This window comes from Paenibacillus sp. DMB5, assembly GCF_001517085.1.
Classification (GTDB): domain Bacteria; phylum Bacillota; class Bacilli; order Paenibacillales; family Paenibacillaceae; genus Paenibacillus_AQ.
In genome coordinates this window covers 40,757-59,550 of the sequence record NZ_LRAC01000140.1, presented here as the reverse complement: position 1 = coordinate 59,550, position 18,794 = coordinate 40,757, and the positions used below count along the sequence as shown (strand labels likewise).

Sequence of the window (18,794 nt, the reverse complement as noted above, 5' to 3'; positions counted from 1 at the left end):
ATGCTGATCGTTCCTGCTCCACTTCCCTCCGCTGGTATGATCCAGATCAGGTTCCAAGGGTCCGGAGCTTAGCTCCGTCTCAGTCGGCCGACTCCCCTAGTGAAATAAAAGATTCTTATTCAATTCGTAATTTCTAATTAATATACCATAACCTGGCGGTTTGTAAAGAGAGGCTTATAGTCCTTTTTGAATGCCGGTTACGAACAGGGCGAGAATACCGTCGGTAATCTGCTCCCTGGTGGAGCCGTGCTGCTTCATCTGATACAGGTACAAATCCGGGCTTAGCACGGCAATCAGAGCCGTGGCTGTAAACTGCGGATCAACCGGACTGATCTCACCGCCGGCGGCAGCACGTCTGAGCAGCTGGGTCAGAAACTCGTTCAGCCTGCGGAAAAAAGGGTGTTCAAACTGGGTGAGCTGCTTCTTGCCGGTAAACTCTGATTTGATCAGCTGCAGCAGCTCGGCGTGCTGTTCGATAAACCCGACAATCCGGCTGATGCTGCTCCGCAGGTGATCAAGAGCAGCCTTATCTGCCTGCGGCAGTGCAAGTTCATTTTCCAGACTGAGCAAAAACCGGTCCGTGCTGTCGCGCAGCAGCAATGAACAGATTTCACCTTTATCAGAAAAACGGCGGTACAGTGAGCCTTGGCCGATACCGGCGCGCTTGGCGATGGCGTACATACTGACAGCCTCCAGCCCGTTTGCGGTGAATAGCTCGCGTGCAGCCTCCAGGATACGCTCCTTATACGGGTCGGGTGCGGCGGATGGGACAATAGGTTTAAAAGGGGTCATGGATGTTCCTTTCGGTATAGGTAGTATTCAGCATAGATATCAAGAATTTATTGACACAGCGGACAATTGTCCGTAGACTGTTATTGGATTATACGGACAATTGTCCGCAAACATATTATATAAAGAGAAGGGTGCAGCGGTCAACGACATTGAACCTGCACTGGCATAGGAGAGGAGAAAGAAGATGCAAGGAGTAATCAAGGAGGATGCCGAGTTCCGGCTGTCCGGAATTCTGGTGCCGCTGCTGGCGATCATATTCGGTGTATTTATGGTTGTCCTCGACAGCACGGCGATGAATGTGGCGTTATCTACGCTGGTTGAAGACTTTCATACCAATCTGACAACATTGCAGTGGATCGTAACCGGCTATATGCTGGCACAGGCTTCGGTCATTCCGCTGTCCGGCTGGCTGTCCGACCGCTTCGGGGCCAAAACCGTCTTTTTGACTGCAGTGGTGGTATTCACAATAGGTTCCATTTTATGTGCTACGCCAAACAGCGCAGAATGGCTGATTGCTTTCAGGGTGCTGCAGGGGCTCGGCGGCGGCTGCGTTTTGCCGGTAGGCATGGCATATGTGTACAGGCTCGCGCCAAAGAGCAAGGTCGGCATTGTAATGGGCATTATGGGTATTCCGGTGCTGTTCGCTCCGGCCATCGGGCCGTCCTGTCCGGCTGGCTGGTCCAGTATCATTCATGGAGATGGATCTTCCTGATCAATATCCCGATCGGAATCATCTGCCTGATGATTGGCCTGCGCAAGCTGCCAAATGCTCAGCGCGGACAGGTACCGGGAATGGACAAGCTGGGGATGATCCTCGGACCGCTGGCCTTTGCCTCTCTGACCTACGGGGTCAGTCAGGGAGCGGATAGCTGGTCCTCCAATAAAACACTGATCGGACTTGCGCTGGGACTGGCAGCGCTGATTGCTTTTGTCATCGCTGAGCTGCGTTCCAGGACGCCGCTGCTGGAGCTGCGCATTCTGCGCTCGGTTGATTTCACCACAGGCATTCTGGTCCAGTGGATCGCCCAGTTCGGCTTGTACGGAGCCTTGTTCCTGCTTCCGCAGTTTCTGCAGCAGGCCCGCGGCTTCGGTGCTTTTGACACCGGACTGACGCTGCTCCCGCAGGCGATTGCCTCGGGCCTAATGATGCCGGTAGCGGGTATTCTTTTTGACAAAATTGGGGTGCGCTGGCTCGTCGTCTGCGGCCTCAGCCTTGTCTCAGGTGCGCTGTATCAATATTCCCATGTGGATCTGACTACAGAGAGCAGGGATCTGATCGTACCGCTGATCATGTGCGGAGCAGGAATGGGGATGATGATGATGCCGATGAATACCCACCTGCTGAATAAAGCGCCCATTCATCTGGTCAACCGGGTGACTTCACTGACCAACTCGATGCAGCAGGTTATCAACTCGCTTGCGGTATCGACGCTGGTTACCATTCTTACGTCCAGGGCAGCGTCCCGCGGTGCGGAAATGCAGGCAGCTGCTGCCGCATCCGGAGTTGATCCTGCCAAAGCTTCACCTGAAGTGCTGAAGCAGGCCACACAGACGGTAATGGCCCAGGGCTTTGCCGATACCTTCCACATCATGATTTTTGTCGCATTAGGAGGGGCTGTTCTCGGACTGCTGCTGCGCAGAGGGCGTAAAGGCGGAGATGGTGAATCCAGACCGCAGGCGGAGATGATGCACGGTTAACGAAAATAGGCTTTGACTGGAAATCCCTGCTTACCTGAATAGGTAGGCGGGGATTTTTTTGTGCCTCTGACGCCGGAGAGGGAGAAGAACGGATTTTTGGGGCATGATAACTTCAAACTATATCACCGTCAAACACAGCCTGAGGAGGAACTAACTATGAAAAAATGGGCTCTGGCCCCGCTGCTTCTGCTGGGAATACTGCTTGCAGCCTGCGGAACCAGCGATAACACGGATACAGCTGAAGGAACAACAGGAGGCGCCGATGTAACGGCTGCCCCTGAGAAGCAGAACAGTCTGGAGACAATAAAGGCCTCAGGTAAGCTGAGGATCGGCACCGAAGGAACCTATTCTCCGTTCACTTACCATGATGCTGACGGAACGCTCACAGGCTTCGATGTGGACATCGCCCGGGAGATAGCCAAACGGATCGGGGTGGAAGCCGAGTTTATTGAGACCCAGTGGGACGGAATTTTTGCCGGGATGGATGCAAAGCGCTTCGATGCTATTTTTAACGAGGTGTCCATTACGGATGAGCGCAAGGTCAAATATGACTTCTCCGAGCCATATGTCATGTCCAAAGCCGTGCTGATTGTCAGCGAAAAGAATACCGACATCAAGAGCTTTGCGGATTTGAAAGGCAAAAAATCCGGCCAGTCGCTGACCAGCAACCTGTCCGATATCGCCCGTCAGAACGGCGCTGAGATAGTGGCCGTGGAAGGCTTCAATCAGGCCATTGATCTGCTGGTTTCCGGACGTATTGACGCGACGGTAAACGACGGGCTCTCTTTTCTGGATCTGAAAAAGCAGAAGCCGGATGTCCAAATTAAGCAGGTGGACGAGATCGCCGAAGGCTCGCAGAGCGCTGCCGTATTCCTGAAGGGGAATGAGGAGCTGGTGGAGGCGGTGAACGGGGCTCTGGCAGACATGAAGCAGGATGGAACGTATCTGGCCATCTCCGAGAAATATTTCGGTGCAGACGTCTCCAAATAAAGGCTGGAGGAGCTTCTAAGCGATGGATGACCGTAAGCTGCAAATTTTTCTGGATTCGCTGCTGCCCCTGTTCAAGGCCGGTGTGGCTTATACGATCCCGCTGGCGCTGGTCTCATTCGTGCTTGGCCTGCTGCTCGCGGTTGCTACAGCGCTGGTGAGGCTTTCTTCGTGGCGCATTCCGGAGCTGATTGCCAGATTCTATGTCTGGATCATCCGCGGGACGCCGCTGCTGGTGCAGCTGTTCATCATCTTTTACGGGCTGCCGTCAGCAGGCATTGTGCTTGATCCGTTTATTGCTGCCGTTATCGGCTTTACCTTGAGTGTTGGGGCCTACTCCTCCGAGATTGTCCGGGCGGCCATTTTGTCGATTCCTAAAGGGCAATGGGAGGCTGCGTACTCCGTGGGGATGACCCGGGGACAGGCCCTGCGCAGAATCATCCTGCCCCAGGCGGCGCGGGTGTCGGTTCCGCCGCTTGCCAATTCTTTTATCAGCCTGGTAAAAGATACATCGCTTGCGGCCGGCATCACCTATGTTGAGATGTTCCGGACAGCCCAGCAGATCACTGCAACTACTTATGAACCGCTGCTGCTCTATTCCGAAGCTGCGCTATTCTACCTGCTGTTCTGCTCCGTGCTGTCAGGACTGCAGAATGTGCTCGAAAAACGCTTTGACCGCTATACGGCAAGATAGGAGGACCGCGCGTATGATCGAAATCAGGGATCTGCATAAGAGCTTTGGCCCGCTGGAGGTGCTTAAAGGCATTAATCTCCGGCTGGAGCACGGTAAAGTGCTTGTTATCATCGGTCCTTCAGGTTCCGGCAAAACAACCCTGCTGCGCTGCTTCAATCTGCTGGAGCTGCCCGAACAGGGCACTCTTACCGTTGCCGGAACAGAGATCCGGTTCAACGAAAAAGCCAAAATTCCGCGCAAGACGGTTCTGGGTCTGCGCCAAAAGACAGGAATGGTCTTTCAGTCCTATAACTTGTTTCCGCATATGACGGCTCTCGGCAATGTGATGGAGGGACAGGTTACAGTGCAGAGGCGTTCCCGGGAGGAAGCGCGAAGCCGGGGACTTGAGCTTCTGGGCAAGGTGGGATTGTCGGACAAGGCGGAGGCTTATCCCCATCAGCTGTCCGGCGGGCAGCAGCAGCGGGTGGCTATCGCCCGGGCAATGGCGGTGGAGCCGGAGGTGCTTCTCTTTGATGAGCCGACCTCGGCACTTGATCCGGAGCTGGTTGGTGAGGTGCTGAAGGTGATCAGGCAGCTTGCTTCTGAAGGGATGACGATGGTCATTGTGACCCATGAAATGAAATTTGCCGCGGATGTTGCCGATCTGATCGTACTGATGGATCAGGGGTTCATTCTGGAACAGGGGACACCGCAGCAGGTGCTGGAGCAATCGCAGAATACGCGTGTCCGCCAGTTCCTGAACAGATTGAGCGGAGATGAACAATAAAAGGCAGTCCGGGAGAAGCCGGACTGCCTTTTACACCTGAGCATCCCGTTTTGGGGAATGATCAGGTTACGCGGTTAATCACCGGATGATGCCTGACGGCCATTAAGATATTCCAATGCGTTATAGAGCATAACGGCGGCTTCAGCGCGGGTAATTTCGCTTTTCGGATTAAAATTGCCTTTGGCATCAAGAGCATTAATGTTGTATTTGAGCGAACGCTGAATGCTGCCCTGATAGGACGGATTCATCTGTTCCTCATCGGCAATCTTGGCAGGCACGATGTTGATCATCGGGAGATTGCCGGCCTTTTCCACGCCCTGAATCAGCAGACTCGTGAACAATTCCTTGGTCACCGGCTTGGACGGGTCAATATTTGCCGGAATCTCCACGCCGTTATAGTGGGCATTGATGAAGGCCTCGGCATACCAAGCGTTATCTTTGACTTTGCTGAAGATCTCACTGGCTACCGGAGCCTTGTTGAAATCAATGGCCGCAAGGCTTAACTGCAGGCCGCCGGAAATAAACTGCACGGCCTGGGCATTGGTAACAATGGAGCCGGGAAGGAACTGGGTATCCGACAGCCCCTTGATCAACCCCTTCGACTTCAGGGAATTGATCTTGTCTTTGCCGGTCACATTATCGATATCCTTAAAGGTGCCGCCGGCCGCAAAGAGGGGACTCCCCAGCGAGAAGGATAGGAGCGAAACGGTTGTAATCACTGCGAAAGCACGCTTTTTCATCATTGTTGTTCACCTCTGTACATAGGTTGGGCCGCTTGGCCGTTATCACCTATTGTGACGCAGCAATCGACGGAAAGGTTGCGGGAAAACCCGGCAGTGGGCGGATTTTTTTCTACATATTTTCCTGGAAAAGCAGATTGCGGTACGGATACTTGCTGTAACGGGTTTTGAACCGAAGGGCTACCCCGTGATCCTCAATCGTTACGGTCTGAAGTGCCTTCGTCTTGACCAGTCTCCGGACCAATGTATCCACACGCTTAGCCTCATTACGGTTGATCGCGGATGCGAGTGCGTCAGCATAAGCTGCTGAAGCGGCCAGTCTCCGGTAAAAAGGGATAACCGCTAGTGCTACCGCACGGTGGACCCGGGTATTAAAGGTAAACTGCACCGTACCCGGCGGAATAGTCGTTCCATTGGTGTAAAAGGCCACAGGCGGCGGAAATGGGAAAGAAATAAAATAACCGATTCCGTTCGTCCCGTAATTTTGAACGCTGGCCAGGGAGGGGATTTGAGCCAGCAACGAGCCCATAAGTCCAAGGTCTGCGCCTGTAACGGCTGCGGACCATTGCTGCGCAAAGGTGCGGTTCCCGGCGATTTTCCGGTAGAAGGGCAGCATGGCCTTAGCTACCTGGCGCAGGACGCGGGCGGTTACAAGGGGCTGGGCTTGCTGTCTTCGGTTAGGCTGTGCCATACGGACCATCCTCACTTATAGAAGTTATATAGTCTCTATAAGATATGGTTGAATAGCCCTTTGCGGATGGGCCGCTGCTCATACGGGGGAATATAATTGTTCCTGTTTTAAATTTTGTTGTTAATTTGGATCAGACATTCGGAAATTCGGGCAATAATGTTATAATAATGTCAGGTGCTTTTCATTTTTAGTACATTTTGTTATGCTTATATCGTAATAATTACTGATTACCAGCTAGTGACAGGCGGACTTGTTATACGGAAAGGTGGGAGAGCCAGATGAACCCGATTGCAAATATCAGCCAGCAGTTTGCCGCGCATAACTATAAATTGACCCCTCAGCGTGAAGCGATCGTGAAGGTGCTGCTCGACAACGAAGAGGAGCATTTAAGCGTAGAAGAAGTCTATATGAGAGTAAAAAACAGCTACCCGCATCTGGGACTGGCTACCGTGTACCGGACCCTTGAGCTGTTGTGCGAGCTGCATATCGTTGAAAAAATGAATTTCGGAGACGGTGTGGCCCGTTATGACCTGCGGGGTGACGGCCATGATCATATGCATCATCATCTGATCTGCAGCGTCTGCGGCCGGCTTGAAGAAATCAAGGATGACTGGCTGCTGGAGCTGGAACAGCGGCTGGAGGCGGAATACGGCTTCAGCGTAACGGATCACCGGCTTGATTTCAAAGGTACCTATAACAACTGCAGGCAGACCGGCTGTAAAGGTGACAAGGATCGCAAGGCTGTCTCCTGACGGCGGAATTTTTTTCAACACAAAAAGAAGCAATGCGGCGATAACGCGGCGTTGCTTCTTTGACTGTAAACAGCTTTAACAGATCAGGATTTGCTGGGAACAAAAGAACGGATCCAGCTGCCGAAGCTGCCGGGATTACGGGACTGTACGAGGATTACGCCCTCGCCGCGGAACCGGCAGACGATGGCTTCACCGCTGGTCAAGCTGTTCAGCCAGCCTGAGGCGGCCTTTTCAATCTTGTAGTCCATGTAGCTTGGCCATGCCACCAGATGCCCGTTGTCGACAATCATCTCTTCGCCCGGGGCCAGGTTGATTGCATGGATGGCACCGAACGAGGAGAGGAAGACGGTCCCGCGTCCGCTGATCTCCACAATGAAAAAGCCTTCGCCCGAGAATAACCCTCTGGCCAGGTTCTGCATTTTGGTGTTGACCTGAATGCCCTGCGTGCCGGCCAGGAAGCCGTCTTTTTGCACATACAAGTTATAGGAGCCGTCGAGCTCGATCGACTGGATGTCACCGAGCGCTCCCGGTGCAAGCAGCACCTCACATTGCCCGCGCGTTGCGGTCAGCTCCTGAAAGAAAAACTTTTCCCCGCTGAGCATCCGGCCCAGGCCCCGCATGAGCCCTCCGTCTACCGTCCCTCTTAATTCAATGCCCGGCGACATGGCAACCATGGCACCCATTTCCGCTTTTACGCTCTCGCCCGGATTCAATTCTACCTTGAGCATTGCGAACGCACCGTCATATAGTACATCGTATTTCATCGTTATCCCCCTCCGGTTCAACCGCTTGTTCTGCTAAATTCTCTTCTATCATACCATTTTCTGGTGCATGGAACTGATAGAACAATAGACGGTAAAGAAAAGTTAACAAAAACTGTACCGGGAAACGGCAGAGGGAATATGTTAAAATTGAATTATAGTTGCGAACAATAAAGGAGTGTTGCTGAAATGGCACGTACAAAAACACAGAAGGCCCTGCGCAGAGCAGAGCGGACCGGAACATGGTGCGCAGAGAATAACCGGAGAACCGCCGCAGATTATGGCGCAATCTCACAGCATGTGCGGGTCACCCCGGGCAAACATGAGAAACTGAATAAGGTCAAACACAAGGAGCGGATCTTTCAGGATGGCGCTCCTTTTGCTTTGTATGCAGGGAGAGCCGGCTGATCAGGATAATATCAGGTTACATTTGCTCCCGGCTGTATGTACGGTACTGCTTGGGCGACATTCCGAATCTTCCGCGAAACAGCCGGTGGAAATACGTATAATTGGCAAACCCGCAGGTTTCGGAGACATGCTCCAGCGGCATCGGACTGAAGGTAATCCGTTCCCTGGCCATTTCCAGCCGCACATCGTTGACATATTTTACAATGCTGGTTCCGAATGCCTCCTTGAACAGATGAACTGCCCGCGAAACAGAAATATCCGCATAGGCTGCCACATCCTCCAGCCGGAAGGGGATTGCGGCATGCTCCTCTACATATTGCTTCATCCTGTAGGCAAGATACCCCTTGGGTGAAATCGCCCGCTGCTGCGTCATCAGCCTGTCGATTTCCATACATAAAATCTGCAGATAACAGGCAGTAATCTCCGGTGAGGACTCGGACAGCCGGCGCTGCTCCAGAACGAGCTGGCGGAACAGGCCAAGAAAGTGCTCGGTAAGCGGCAAGCGGAGCACTGCCGGACGCGGCTTGCGGCCCCACCAGTCCTCAATCCAGGGTCCGCCGCAAAAAATATGGTAATCCCCGCTTTCTACCCGCGGTTTGCCGGCAGCATATGTTTCTTTATCGATGCTCAGATAATAGGGGTCATTAGGAGCAAACAGCATCAAATCGCCTGCTTCAACAGCAGACAACTCGCCGTCAATCCGGGTCCGGCTCCGTCCTTCGGTCTGCAGGCGCAGCAGATAATTCTGTACGCCGTCCGCCCGGGACATGTGAAAAGGCTTGCGGTGAAAGGAAAATCCGGCGGTATAAACGTGGCATGGTGCGGTGTAGGTCATGAGTCCTCCTGAGTGACAGAAATGAGAGCCAGATTGTTCATGTTTGAATCATATTATTCATTTTATTATATACGCTTTCATATTACCATGTAGCTATGCAAAAACATATATAGAATGCAAAGGAGGCTGTGCTGCAGCTCTTGGAGCTACATAAGCAGTTAGCGGAAGTGGAGAGTGCTGAAGCGGAGTATACAGGGTGGAATTAAATAGCAGCCCTTTTGTTCAGGTGGTATGTAAGGCTGGCCTGAGCTTGTCTAATAGAGGACATCATTAGCGGTAAGCACATTAACTCGATACGGATTAGGAGTGGTAGCAATGTTAAAACTGGGTCTTCAGCTGTATACGCTTAGAGAAGAACTGGAGCAGGATTTTGAAGGGACGCTACGCAAGGTTGCGGAGCTGGGGTATGCGGGTGTGGAGTTTTTCCATTATTTCGGCCGGAGTGCAGAGGAAGTACAGGCGTTGCTCGAGGAGACCGGACTTGTTGCGATTGGAGCACACCGTCCTTATGATGCCATGCTCAATGATACTGCAGAAGAGATCCGTTTTAATCTGGCCATCGGAAACCGGAATCTGATCATTCCTTATCTGTCGGAAGAGCAGCGCAACTGGGCAGAAGTAGCGGCTAACCTGCGGATTATCGGTGAAAAATGCCGTGAGCAGGGGGCAGTATTGTCCTACCACAATCATGATTTTGAATTCACGGAGTCCTATGGAGAGAGCACCGCTTTTGACGGAATCTTCGAAGAAGTGCCGGCGGACCTGCTCCAGGTGGAAATGGATACCTGCTGGGTACACTTCGCCGGGTTTGATCCGGTAGCTTACATTCAGAAGTATGCAGGCCGTCTGCCGATCATCCATCTTAAGGATGTAAAGAAGCGCGAAGACGGATCGCCGGAAACGGTTGTTCTGGGCGAAGGAGAAGTGAATCTTCCCGCTATACTGGAAGCTGCAGCTGAAGCCGGCGTAGAGTGGGCTGTTGTTGAGCAGGACTTCTGCAGCCGTTCACCGCTGGCAAGTGTAGAGGACAGTTTAAACTGGGTAAAAGCTTACGCTAATCAAGGGGGAAAAGTTCATGTCTAACATCAAACACAAAATTGCTATTATCGGCTGCGGAGGTATCGCGAACGGTAAACATATGCCAAGCTTGTCCCGTCAGGCGGATGCCGAAATGGTAGCCTTCTGCGATATTATTGAAGAACGCGCACAGGAAGCTGCTGATAAATACGGTGCTGAAGGCGCTGCAGTATATACCGACTTCCGCGAGATGCTGGCAGCCGGCGGATTTGACATCGTGCATGTATGTACACCGAACGACAGCCATTCCGAAATCACTGTAGCGGCGCTCGAAGCCGGCAACCATGTTATGTGTGAGAAGCCGATGGCGAAGACTGCAGCCCAGGCGAAGGAAATGCTGGAGGCTGCACGCCGGACCGGCAAAAAGCTTTCGATCGCCTACCAGAACCGCTTCCGTGCAGACAGTGAATACCTCAAGGGAATGTGTGAAGCCGGAGAGCTCGGCGACATCTATTATGGTAAGGCAATTGCTCTGCGCCGCCGTGCAGTTCCTACCTGGGGCGTATTCCTCGATGAAGAGAAGCAGGGCGGAGGCCCGCTGATCGATATCGGTACGCATGCCCTCGACCTGACGCTGTGGCTGATGGACAACTACAAGCCGCGTATGGTGGTAGGTTCGACCTTCCACAAGCTGGGCCAGCGCAAAAATGCTGCTAATGCCTTCGGACCGTGGGACCCGGAACAGTTCAAGGTTGAGGATTCTGCTTTTGGTTTCATTACTATGGAAAATGGCGCAACCATCTCGCTGGAATCCAGCTGGGCGCTTAATGTCTCCGAGTTCGGGGAAGCTAAGACATTGCTGGCCGGTACTGAAGGCGGAGCCGACATGAAGGACGGCCTGCGCATCAACGGTGAACGGGCCGGACGCCTCTTCGAAACAAAGGTGGATCTCTCCTCCGGGGGTGTAGCCTTCTATAGCGGTTCCGCAGAATCCGAAGCTGACCGTGAAGCCCGCCTGTGGCTGGAAGCGGTAAGAGAAGACAAGGACCCGGTAGTCAAGCCGGAGCAGGCTCTTGTTGTTACTCAGATCCTCGAAGCGGTGTACGAATCCGCGCGTACCGGCCGCGCCGTATATTTTGACGGCAGCTCGGACAACTAATAGAATAAAAGCAGCCGGAAACCCTGGAAGAAATGTGCAGGGTTTTCGGCTGTGATAAGGAAACATTAGACAAACAGGAGTGGGAAATTCATGAGTTCTAATAAACATACTGTAGTTATCGTCGGATACGGCGGCATGGGAAGCTATCATGGCCAGTTGATCAGCGAGAACCCAAATCTTGAAGTGGCAGGCACGTTTGACCTGCTGGAAGCGCGCCGCAAGGCATCTGTCGAGGCTGGATACAAAGTCTATGAAAGCTATGAGGAGGTGTTGACAGACCCGGCAGTTGAGGTAGTGCTGATTGCTACCCCTAATGATGTGCATAAAGAGATTGCCGTCCGGGCGCTGCAGGCAGGCAAGCATGTTGTCTGCGAGAAGCCTGTGGCAATGTCTTCTTCAGAGCTGAAGGAGATGATTGCTGCTGCCGATGAGGCCGGCCGGGTGCTGATGGTGCACCAGAACAGACGCTGGGATGAGGATTTCCGGATCATCAAGCAAATGTACGAGACGGAGACGATCGGAACCCTGTTCCAGATTGAGTCCCGTGTACACGGAGCGAACGGCATTCCGGGCGACTGGAGGCATGTCAAGGCACAGGGCGGCGGCATGCTGCTGGACTGGGGCGTGCATCTGCTGGACCAGCTGCTGTTCATGATTGACAGCAGAGTTACCAGTGTCTCCAGCACCCTGAGCTTTATCCTAGGCAATGATGTGGACGACGGCTTTGAGGCAGTGCTGCAGTTTGAGAACGGCATTAAGGCAATAGTTGAAGTAGGCACAACGAACTTCATTACGCTGCCCCGCTGGTATGTGAAGGGGCTGGAAGGATCGGCAGTCATTGAAGACTGGTCGCTCAGCGGCAGAATCGTGACCCGTAACAATGAATCCGAGCACCGCGAGCCGACGCCGATCCGTGCCGGAGTAGGCCTTACCAAGACGATGGCTCCACCGTCGGAAGGCTCTACGATCACCGCCGGACTGCCGCAGGCTGCCGAGCTGCCGGACGGGTTCTACAGCAATTTTGTAGCGGTAATCGAGGGAACTGCTGAGCCTATCGTCAAAAATTCGGAAGTGCTGCGTGTGCAGAATCTGATTGAAGCGATTTTTGCAGCGGCGGAGAAAAATGAGCTTGTTAAGGATTTTGATACTTACTGGGTTTAACAGCTGACACTATACAATGGATGAAAGGCGGCAGGTCAATGAAACTTGGAGTATTTATGGTGCTTTTCGGCGGACGCAAGCTGGAGGATGCACTGGATTATGTCGTTTCCAAAGGGCTTAAGGCGGTAGAGATCGGCACCGGGGGCTATCCGGGGAACAGTCACTGCGATGCAAAGCTGCTGCTGGAGGATGAAGCGGCGCTGCAGGAGTTCAAGCAGCAAATCGAATCGCGCGGGCTGATCATTAGTGCGCTCAGCTGCCACGGCAATCCGCTCCATCCGCAGAAGGAGCTGGCGCAGAAGGACCATGAGGCCTTCGTCAATTCCGTCAAGCTGGCCCAGAAGCTGGGGGTTCAGGTGGTTAACACCTTCTCCGGCTGTCCGGGAGATCATGAAGGCGCGAAGTATCCGAACTGGCCGGTGGCTCCGTGGCCGAACGATTACCAGGAGATTCTGGCCTGGCAATGGGAGCACAAGGTCATTCCGTATTGGAAGGAAATGGCGGATTTCGCTACGGAGCATGGCGTGAAGATCGGTCTGGAGCTGCATGGAGGTTTCTCCGTTCACACTCCTGCTACCCTGCTGCGTCTGCGTGAAGCTGCCGGGGATGCCATCGGTGCCAATCTTGATCCGAGCCACATGTGGTGGCAGGGGATTGATCCGGTGCAGGCGATTCACATTCTCGGCAGGGCGGGAGCGATTCATCACTTCCATGCCAAGGATACAGTTATTGATCCGGTGAACGTCAACAAGCATGGTCTTACCGACATGCAGCCGTACACCAATATGCTTGACCGCGCCTGGCAGTTCCGCTCCGTGGGCTACGGGCATGATGTGAAGACCTGGGCGGATATCATCAGCGCGCTGCGACTGGTCGGCTATGATTACGTAGTCAGCATTGAGCATGAAGACGGCCTGATGTCGGTTGAAGAAGGCTTCTCCAAGGCTGTCGATAATCTCCGCCAGGTGCTGATTGAGGAGCCGCTTGGCGAGATGTGGTGGGTATAAACGCCGGTGGAGAGCTTTACTAAGGTTAAGCTGAATGACAGCCAGCTGAGGGCGGCGGTGCAAGCCGCTTTTGGTGAAGATTGTACTGTTCTCTCATGTACAGAGCTGACCGGCGGATTTTTTAATACGGCTTATGATCTGGGGCTTGATGACGGGAAACAGGTAATTCTGAAGGTTGCCCCATCTCAAGAAACCAGAACACTCAGATATGAAAACAATATTATGGCCGCTGAGGTGGAAGCGCTCCGCCTTGTTGCAGCAGACGGACAGATTCCGGTTCCCGCGGTGTACAGCTTTGATGACAGCCGCAGAGTTCTGCCTTGCCCTTATTTTTTTATGGAAAAGGTGTATGGCCAGCCGTACAGTGAGGTAAAAGATAACTATTCACCTGCCGAACAGGCTGAGATCGAGCGGGAATTGGGCCGGTATCAGCGCCTGATTAACGGGATTACCGGAGCAAGGTTCGGGCTGTTCACACAGGATACAGAGGAAGATACACTGACATGGCGGGAGTCATTCACCAGAATGCTTAGCACACTGCTGGAGGACGCCAGGGAGCTGGGGGTCATTTTACCGGCAGGGGATGAAGTGATCTGGAAGGTGCTGGAGCATTATCTGCCAGCTCTGGATGAGGTGACGGAGCCGCGGCTGATCCATTGGGATCTGTGGAACGGCAATCTGTTTGTACAGGACGGGAAAATTGTCTCTATCATTGACTGGGAGCGTGCCCTGTGGGGCGATGTGCTGATGGAATATTATTTCCGGCATTTTGAGCATTCAGTCCCTTTCTATGAGGGTTACGGGCAGACCTTCGGCAGTCCGGGAGAGTGTCTGCGCATCAAGCTTTATGATTTCTATCTGGATCTGATTCTGAGGATTGAATGTGACTCACGCCAGTACAAAGACGAGAATCATATCCGCTGGGCTACGGATAATCTTGCAGAGAGCTGGAAATCCTTTAGCACATTGGGCAGTGGTCCGATAACGTAAGCGCAAGAAGGCCGGTCCGCATCCGCGGAACCCGGCCTTCTTGTGTGGATAACCAGATCTACCAGACTGACAGCTTAAAACTGGTTCGGAACAATGACAACAGGGTCTGAATCTGCCTCATAGTCAATTCCGGCTGTCTCAAAGCCGAACAGCTGGAAGAACTCCTCACGGTAGCCGCGCAGATCGGACAGCTCATCCATGGTCTCCGTAGTCAGGTGCGGCCAGAGCCGGTCAACTTCCGCCTGTACGGAAGGCTCCAGCTCCCAGTCGTCGATCCGGATACGCCCCGCTTCATCAACTGGAATGCCTCCGTCAGCATACAAGCGTTCATTGAACAGCCGGTAGGCCTGCTCGATGCAGCCTTCGTGTGTGCCCTGTTCCTTCATGATCTTGTACAGGAGTGAGATGTAGAGCGGGACTACGGGCAAGGCTGAGCTGGACTGCGTAACCAGGCCTTTGCTGACTGCCACATAAGCCCGTCCGCCGCCGGGGGCAAGCTGGCTGTCCAGCTGCCGGGCGGTCGCCTCCAGGTGGTCTTTAGCCCGGCCTATGGTGCCCTTGCGGTAGATCTCCTGTGTAAGCTCTGGACCGATATAGGAGAATGCCAGCGTTACGGCATTGTTAGCCAGGACCCCGGCTGCTCTCAGGCTGTCGATCCACAGCTGCCAGTCTTCACCGCCCATGACATGAACAGTATCCTCAATTTCTCGTTCAGAGGCCGGGTCTACGGTAACCTGTGATACTTCCCCGTTGTGGAAATTGACCGTTTTATTGGTATAGGGCTCGCCGATGGGCTTGAGCAAGGAATTATAAACCTGTCCGGTTACAGGATCTGTCCTGCGGCCCGTAGCAACGCTGTAAATAACCAGATCCACCTGGCCGAGCTCACGCCTGATCAGGTCAGCGGTACGCTCCTTGGTCTCCCGGGTGAAGGCATCTCCGCATACGCTGTAGGAGCGCAGGTCTGCCTCAAGAGCCGCCTGCTCAAAGGCTGCCGAGTTATACCAGCCTGCAGATGCGGTTCGTGTCCCTGTGGCTGTACTTGGGCGGTAGACGCCGACAGTTGCAGCTCCCGCACCAAAGGCGGCGGCAATTCTAGACGCGAGCCCGTAACCGGTTGAAGCTCCAATCACCAGGACGTTGCGCGGACCCTTAATTGCTGGACGGGAACGAATATACCCGATCTGCTTCTGAACCTGCCGTGCACAGCCTGCGGGATGGGCGGTTGTACATATAAAGCCCCGTGTTCTTGGCTTGATGATCACCTTGGAATCATTCCTTTCGGGGGAATGTGAAATAATTCTTAGTATGACACAACTGATAGCAGTATAATAGTGCGTATACGGTTTGAAGAGTCGGCTTGTACAACAGTGACCCGCAAAAAGCTTTTGCTGCATGTTTTTACCCGTTTGGGACAGAGTATTTACTATCAGTGGTGCAAAGCTGACATGTATTGTATGATTCATTTTCTGAAAAGCACTTGACTAAGAGGCACAATGCTAGATAAAATATTACTTATTGCCTATTCTATTAATGAGAACTATTTCGTACTTTTGAAAAGAGCAGAGAGGGTGACAGGATGGAGCGCCTTTTAGAGGTAAAGGACCTAGCAATTTCATTCAAGACACGCGGCGGAGAAGTACAAGCAATCCGTGGTGTTAACTTTCATGTAAATAAAGGTGAAACACTGGCGATTGTCGGCGAATCCGGTTCCGGTAAGAGTGTAACCTCCCAGGCGGTTATGAAGCTTGTACCGCAGCCGCAGGGACAATACAAACGCGGGCAGATTTTGTTCGACGGGCAAGACCTGATTCACAAGACCGAAAAGCAGATGCAAAAAATCCGCGGTAAAGAAATCGGCATGATCTTCCAGGACCCGATGACTTCCCTGAATCCGATGATGAAGGTCGGAAAGCAGATTACCGAGGTATTGTTCAAGCACGAAAAGATCAGCAAGGACGCTGCTTACAAGCGTGCTGTCGAGCTGCTGGGCCTGGTGGGTATTCCTTCCCCGGAACGCCGTTTTCAGCAGTACCCTCATGAGTTCTCCGGCGGTATGCGTCAGCGTGTTGTAATCGCCATGGCACTTGCGGCCAATCCTAAGCTGCTGATTGCCGATGAGCCGACAACAGCGCTTGACGTAACGATTCAGGCCCAGATTCTGGATCTGATGAAGGATCTGCAGAAGAAGATTGATACTGCGATTATCTTCATTACCCATGACCTCGGTGTTGTAGCCAGAATGGCTGACCGCGTTGCGGTTATGTATGCCGGACAGATTGTGGAAATGGGAACAGCGGAAGAAATCTTCTATGATCCTAGACATCCGTATACCTGGGGTCTGCTTGCTTCCATGCCAAGCCTTGACAGCAAGGGTTCTATGCTGACAGCTATACCGGGAACGCCTCCGGATCTGATCAAGCCGCCTAAGGGCGATGCTTTTGCCCTGCGCAGCACTTATGCTATGGCAATTGATATGGAGAAGGAACCTCCGATGTACAAGGTTTCGGACTCCCATCTGGTGAAGTCCTGGCTGATGCATCCGATGGCTCCGGCTGTCGAGCCTCCTGCGGTTGTGAAGAAGAGACAACGTGTATTGCCTAATGCGTATCCGCAGCCGGTTCTGGTTGAAGGATAGTACGGTGTATTAATTACGCGCTGGAGCTGCATACTGGTAAGATTAGCGTCAGGCCGCTTTCGGCTTGGCGCTTTTTTGTGTCCAGTTTTTTGCCGGTAAACAGCCCTGAATCGACTTTACTTTATATAATTATGAAATAGTATTTATATATTTAAATAAAACTATTGACTATTTTACCTTTCCGCAGCAAAATGTAAGGGTATACATAGGAGGTATAGTCATGAAAAAACGTGCTGTAACCACATTGTTAATGTTAACCGTATTATCAGGCTGCGGCGGAAACGGCGGCAGCGTGCCCAAGTTTGAAAATGTCTCTGTCCATGACCCTTCCGTTATCAAGGCAGACGGGACCTATTATGTCTTTGGCTCCCACCTGGCATCAGCCAAATCCAAGGATCTGATGGCCTGGGAACAGATCTCTTCCGTGGTTGAGGACGGGAATGTACTCATTCCCAATGTGACTGAGGAGCTTAGCGAGACCTTCAGCTGGGCACAGTCGGACACGCTCTGGGCGCCGGATGTCATTCAGCTCGCTGACGGCAAGTTTTACATGTATTATGATGCCTGCCGCGGGGATTCACCGCTGTCGGCGATGGGGATCGCTGTTTCGGATAAGATTGAAGGGCCATATAAGGACCTGGGAATTATCCTGAAATCCGGTATGGCCGGGATCGGCGATGACGGTGAGGTTTATGATGCTACCCAGAAGCCGAATGTTGTTGACCCGGATGTCTTTTTTGATAAGGATGGAAAATTGTGGATGGTCTACGGTTCGTACTCGGGCGGTATTTTCATCCTGGAGCTTGATCCTGCCAGTGGCTTCCCGCTCCCGGACCAGGGCTACGGCAAAAAATTGCTGGGAGCCAATCATGCCCGGATTGAAGGCCCTTATATGCTGTACAGTCCTGAGACCGATTACTACTATCTGTTCCTCTCTTATGGGGGGCTTGATGCGAACGGGGGATATAATATCCGTGTTGCCCGTTCGAAGAATCCGGACGGCCCGTTTGAGGACTCTGAAGGCAAAGCGATGCTGGATGCAATCGGAAACCCTGACAAGCTGTTCGATGATCCCGTATATGCACCTTACGGCGTCAAGCTGATGGGGAATTTCGAATTTCTGAACAGTGCATCCGAGCCGGAAGCCATGGGGGAGGGTTATGTATCTCCTGGACATAATTCAGCTTATTACGATGAGAAAAGCGGCCGGTATTTCCTGATATTCCATACACGCTTCCCATACCGCGGTGAAGAACATGAGGTGCGTGTACATCAGATGTTCATGAATGAGGACGGCTGGCCTGTAGTCGCACCGCACCGTTACGGCGGGGAGACTATCGGCAGCTACAAGGCAAAAGACATTACCGGAGAGTACAAATATATTAATCACGGCAGGGATATCAGCGCAGAGACAGTCGAATCTGAGATGATTGAGCTGACCGCGGACGGCAAGATAACCGGGGCGGTAACCGGTACATGGAGCCTGGAAGGCGAGCATACAGCTAAGATTACAGTAGAAGGCGTAGAATACAAAGGCGTGTTCTTACGGGAATGGAACGAAGCGGTGAACGGGAATGTGATGACCTTTAGCGCGTTGTCCGGAGACGGAACTGCGGTTTGGGGAAGTCATGTATCTGAAGGAAGCAGCAAATAACATAGCGAAATACTGATTAGGTAACGAGCAGCCCGCCTGGCGCA

At 52.8% G+C, this 18,794-nt stretch carries 20 protein-coding genes and 1 riboswitch; of the genes, 14 read left to right on the top strand and 6 right to left on the bottom strand.

Going from position 1 to position 18,794, the window contains the following annotated elements; translation table 11 throughout:
* Nucleotides 1-6 precede the first annotated feature (6 nt).
* A riboswitch (TPP riboswitch) is annotated at nucleotides 7-108 on the bottom strand.
* Between the two features lie 66 nt (nucleotides 109-174).
* Entirely contained in the window at nucleotides 175-792 is a 618-nt protein-coding gene (locus tag AWJ19_RS22975) for a TetR/AcrR family transcriptional regulator (protein WP_082708074.1), read from the bottom strand.
* Between the two features lie 184 nt (nucleotides 793-976).
* Here AWJ19_RS22975 and AWJ19_RS36835 point away from each other — a divergent pair, with 184 nt between their 5' ends.
* The 5 genes from AWJ19_RS36835 to AWJ19_RS22955 all read left to right on the top strand — a co-directional run bounded on the left by AWJ19_RS36835 (nucleotide 977) and on the right by AWJ19_RS22955 (nucleotide 4,937).
* Complete coding sequence (locus tag AWJ19_RS36835; protein WP_241781856.1) at nucleotides 977-1,504, top strand: MFS transporter; 528 nt, start codon at nucleotides 977-979, stop codon at nucleotides 1,502-1,504.
* Complete coding sequence (locus AWJ19_RS22970) at nucleotides 1,456-2,490, top strand: MFS transporter (RefSeq protein WP_241781862.1); 1,035 nt, start codon at nucleotides 1,456-1,458, stop codon at nucleotides 2,488-2,490. The genes AWJ19_RS36835 and AWJ19_RS22970 overlap by 49 nt, the downstream gene beginning before the upstream one ends.
* A 156-nt stretch (nucleotides 2,491-2,646) precedes the next feature.
* Nucleotides 2,647-3,480 (top strand): amino acid ABC transporter substrate-binding protein, encoded by an 834-nt coding sequence (locus AWJ19_RS22965; protein WP_068727370.1) that lies wholly within the window; start codon nucleotides 2,647-2,649, stop codon nucleotides 3,478-3,480.
* A gap of 22 nt (nucleotides 3,481-3,502) precedes the next feature.
* On the top strand, nucleotides 3,503-4,171 hold the full coding sequence (locus AWJ19_RS22960; protein WP_068727368.1) for an amino acid ABC transporter permease: 669 nt from the start codon (nucleotides 3,503-3,505) through the stop codon (nucleotides 4,169-4,171).
* A gap of 13 nt (nucleotides 4,172-4,184) precedes the next feature.
* Nucleotides 4,185-4,937 (top strand): amino acid ABC transporter ATP-binding protein, encoded by a 753-nt coding sequence (locus AWJ19_RS22955; RefSeq protein ID WP_068727366.1) that lies wholly within the window; start codon nucleotides 4,185-4,187, stop codon nucleotides 4,935-4,937.
* A 74-nt stretch (nucleotides 4,938-5,011) separates the two neighbouring features.
* Here the strand turns inward: AWJ19_RS22955 and AWJ19_RS22950 are convergent, their stop codons facing one another.
* Nucleotides 5,012-5,680, bottom strand: a complete 669-nt coding sequence (locus AWJ19_RS22950) for an S-layer homology domain-containing protein (RefSeq protein ID WP_241781855.1) — start codon at nucleotides 5,678-5,680, stop codon at nucleotides 5,012-5,014.
* A 109-nt stretch (nucleotides 5,681-5,789) separates the two neighbouring features.
* Nucleotides 5,790-6,368: a hypothetical protein gene (locus AWJ19_RS22945; RefSeq protein ID WP_068727363.1), complete on the bottom strand. Its 579-nt coding sequence runs from the start codon at nucleotides 6,366-6,368 to the stop codon at nucleotides 5,790-5,792.
* Nucleotides 6,369-6,646: 278 nt separating this feature from the next.
* On the opposite strand from AWJ19_RS22945, the gene AWJ19_RS22940 reads away from it, so the two are divergent.
* Nucleotides 6,647-7,120, top strand: coding sequence for a transcriptional repressor (locus AWJ19_RS22940; protein ID WP_068727361.1), 474 nt, complete (start codon nucleotides 6,647-6,649; stop codon nucleotides 7,118-7,120).
* A gap of 83 nt (nucleotides 7,121-7,203) precedes the next feature.
* On the opposite strand, the gene AWJ19_RS22935 is transcribed toward AWJ19_RS22940, so the two are convergent.
* The gene (locus AWJ19_RS22935; protein ID WP_068727359.1) at nucleotides 7,204-7,884 is read right to left on the bottom strand and encodes a TIGR00266 family protein; all 681 of its coding nucleotides are present in this window, start codon (nucleotides 7,882-7,884) and stop codon (nucleotides 7,204-7,206) included.
* A 186-nt stretch (nucleotides 7,885-8,070) separates the two neighbouring features.
* Here AWJ19_RS22935 and AWJ19_RS22930 point away from each other — a divergent pair, with 186 nt between their 5' ends.
* Complete coding sequence (locus tag AWJ19_RS22930) at nucleotides 8,071-8,289, top strand: hypothetical protein (protein ID WP_068727357.1); 219 nt, start codon at nucleotides 8,071-8,073, stop codon at nucleotides 8,287-8,289.
* A 16-nt stretch (nucleotides 8,290-8,305) separates the two neighbouring features.
* On the opposite strand, the gene AWJ19_RS22925 is transcribed toward AWJ19_RS22930, so the two are convergent.
* Nucleotides 8,306-9,124 (bottom strand): AraC family transcriptional regulator, encoded by an 819-nt coding sequence (locus AWJ19_RS22925; RefSeq protein WP_068727355.1) that lies wholly within the window; start codon nucleotides 9,122-9,124, stop codon nucleotides 8,306-8,308.
* Between the two features lie 315 nt (nucleotides 9,125-9,439).
* On the opposite strand from AWJ19_RS22925, the gene AWJ19_RS22920 reads away from it, so the two are divergent.
* The 5 genes from AWJ19_RS22920 to AWJ19_RS22900 all read left to right on the top strand — a co-directional run bounded on the left by AWJ19_RS22920 (nucleotide 9,440) and on the right by AWJ19_RS22900 (nucleotide 14,458).
* The gene (locus tag AWJ19_RS22920; RefSeq protein ID WP_068727353.1) at nucleotides 9,440-10,207 is read left to right on the top strand and encodes a sugar phosphate isomerase/epimerase; all 768 of its coding nucleotides are present in this window, start codon (nucleotides 9,440-9,442) and stop codon (nucleotides 10,205-10,207) included.
* Entirely contained in the window at nucleotides 10,200-11,300 is a 1,101-nt protein-coding gene (locus tag AWJ19_RS22915; protein ID WP_068727351.1) for a Gfo/Idh/MocA family oxidoreductase, read from the top strand. Before AWJ19_RS22920 ends, AWJ19_RS22915 begins: the two co-directional genes overlap by 8 nt.
* Nucleotides 11,301-11,390: 90 nt before the next feature.
* Nucleotides 11,391-12,461: a Gfo/Idh/MocA family oxidoreductase gene (locus AWJ19_RS22910; protein ID WP_068727349.1), complete on the top strand. Its 1,071-nt coding sequence runs from the start codon at nucleotides 11,391-11,393 to the stop codon at nucleotides 12,459-12,461.
* Between the two features lie 38 nt (nucleotides 12,462-12,499).
* On the top strand, nucleotides 12,500-13,468 hold the full coding sequence (locus AWJ19_RS22905) for a sugar phosphate isomerase/epimerase (protein WP_068727347.1): 969 nt from the start codon (nucleotides 12,500-12,502) through the stop codon (nucleotides 13,466-13,468).
* Between the two features lie 6 nt (nucleotides 13,469-13,474).
* A complete protein-coding gene (locus AWJ19_RS22900; protein WP_068727346.1) occupies nucleotides 13,475-14,458 on the top strand; it encodes an aminoglycoside phosphotransferase family protein in 984 nt (327 codons plus the stop codon).
* 74 nt (nucleotides 14,459-14,532) lie between these two features.
* Here the strand turns inward: AWJ19_RS22900 and fabV are convergent, their stop codons facing one another.
* On the bottom strand, nucleotides 14,533-15,723 hold the full coding sequence (fabV, locus tag AWJ19_RS22895; RefSeq protein ID WP_068727344.1) for an enoyl-ACP reductase FabV: 1,191 nt from the start codon (nucleotides 15,721-15,723) through the stop codon (nucleotides 14,533-14,535).
* Between the two features lie 314 nt (nucleotides 15,724-16,037).
* On the opposite strand from fabV, the gene AWJ19_RS22890 reads away from it, so the two are divergent.
* Both AWJ19_RS22890 and AWJ19_RS22885 read left to right on the top strand, forming a co-directional pair.
* Nucleotides 16,038-17,096 carry an ABC transporter ATP-binding protein gene (locus AWJ19_RS22890; protein ID WP_068727342.1) on the top strand — a complete coding sequence of 353 codons (1,059 nt, stop codon included), beginning with the start codon at nucleotides 16,038-16,040 and terminating at the stop codon, nucleotides 17,094-17,096.
* Nucleotides 17,097-17,346: 250 nt separating this feature from the next.
* Complete coding sequence (locus AWJ19_RS22885; RefSeq protein ID WP_241781861.1) at nucleotides 17,347-18,750, top strand: glycoside hydrolase family 43 protein; 1,404 nt, start codon at nucleotides 17,347-17,349, stop codon at nucleotides 18,748-18,750.
* The last annotated feature ends 44 nt before the right edge of the window (nucleotides 18,751-18,794 follow it).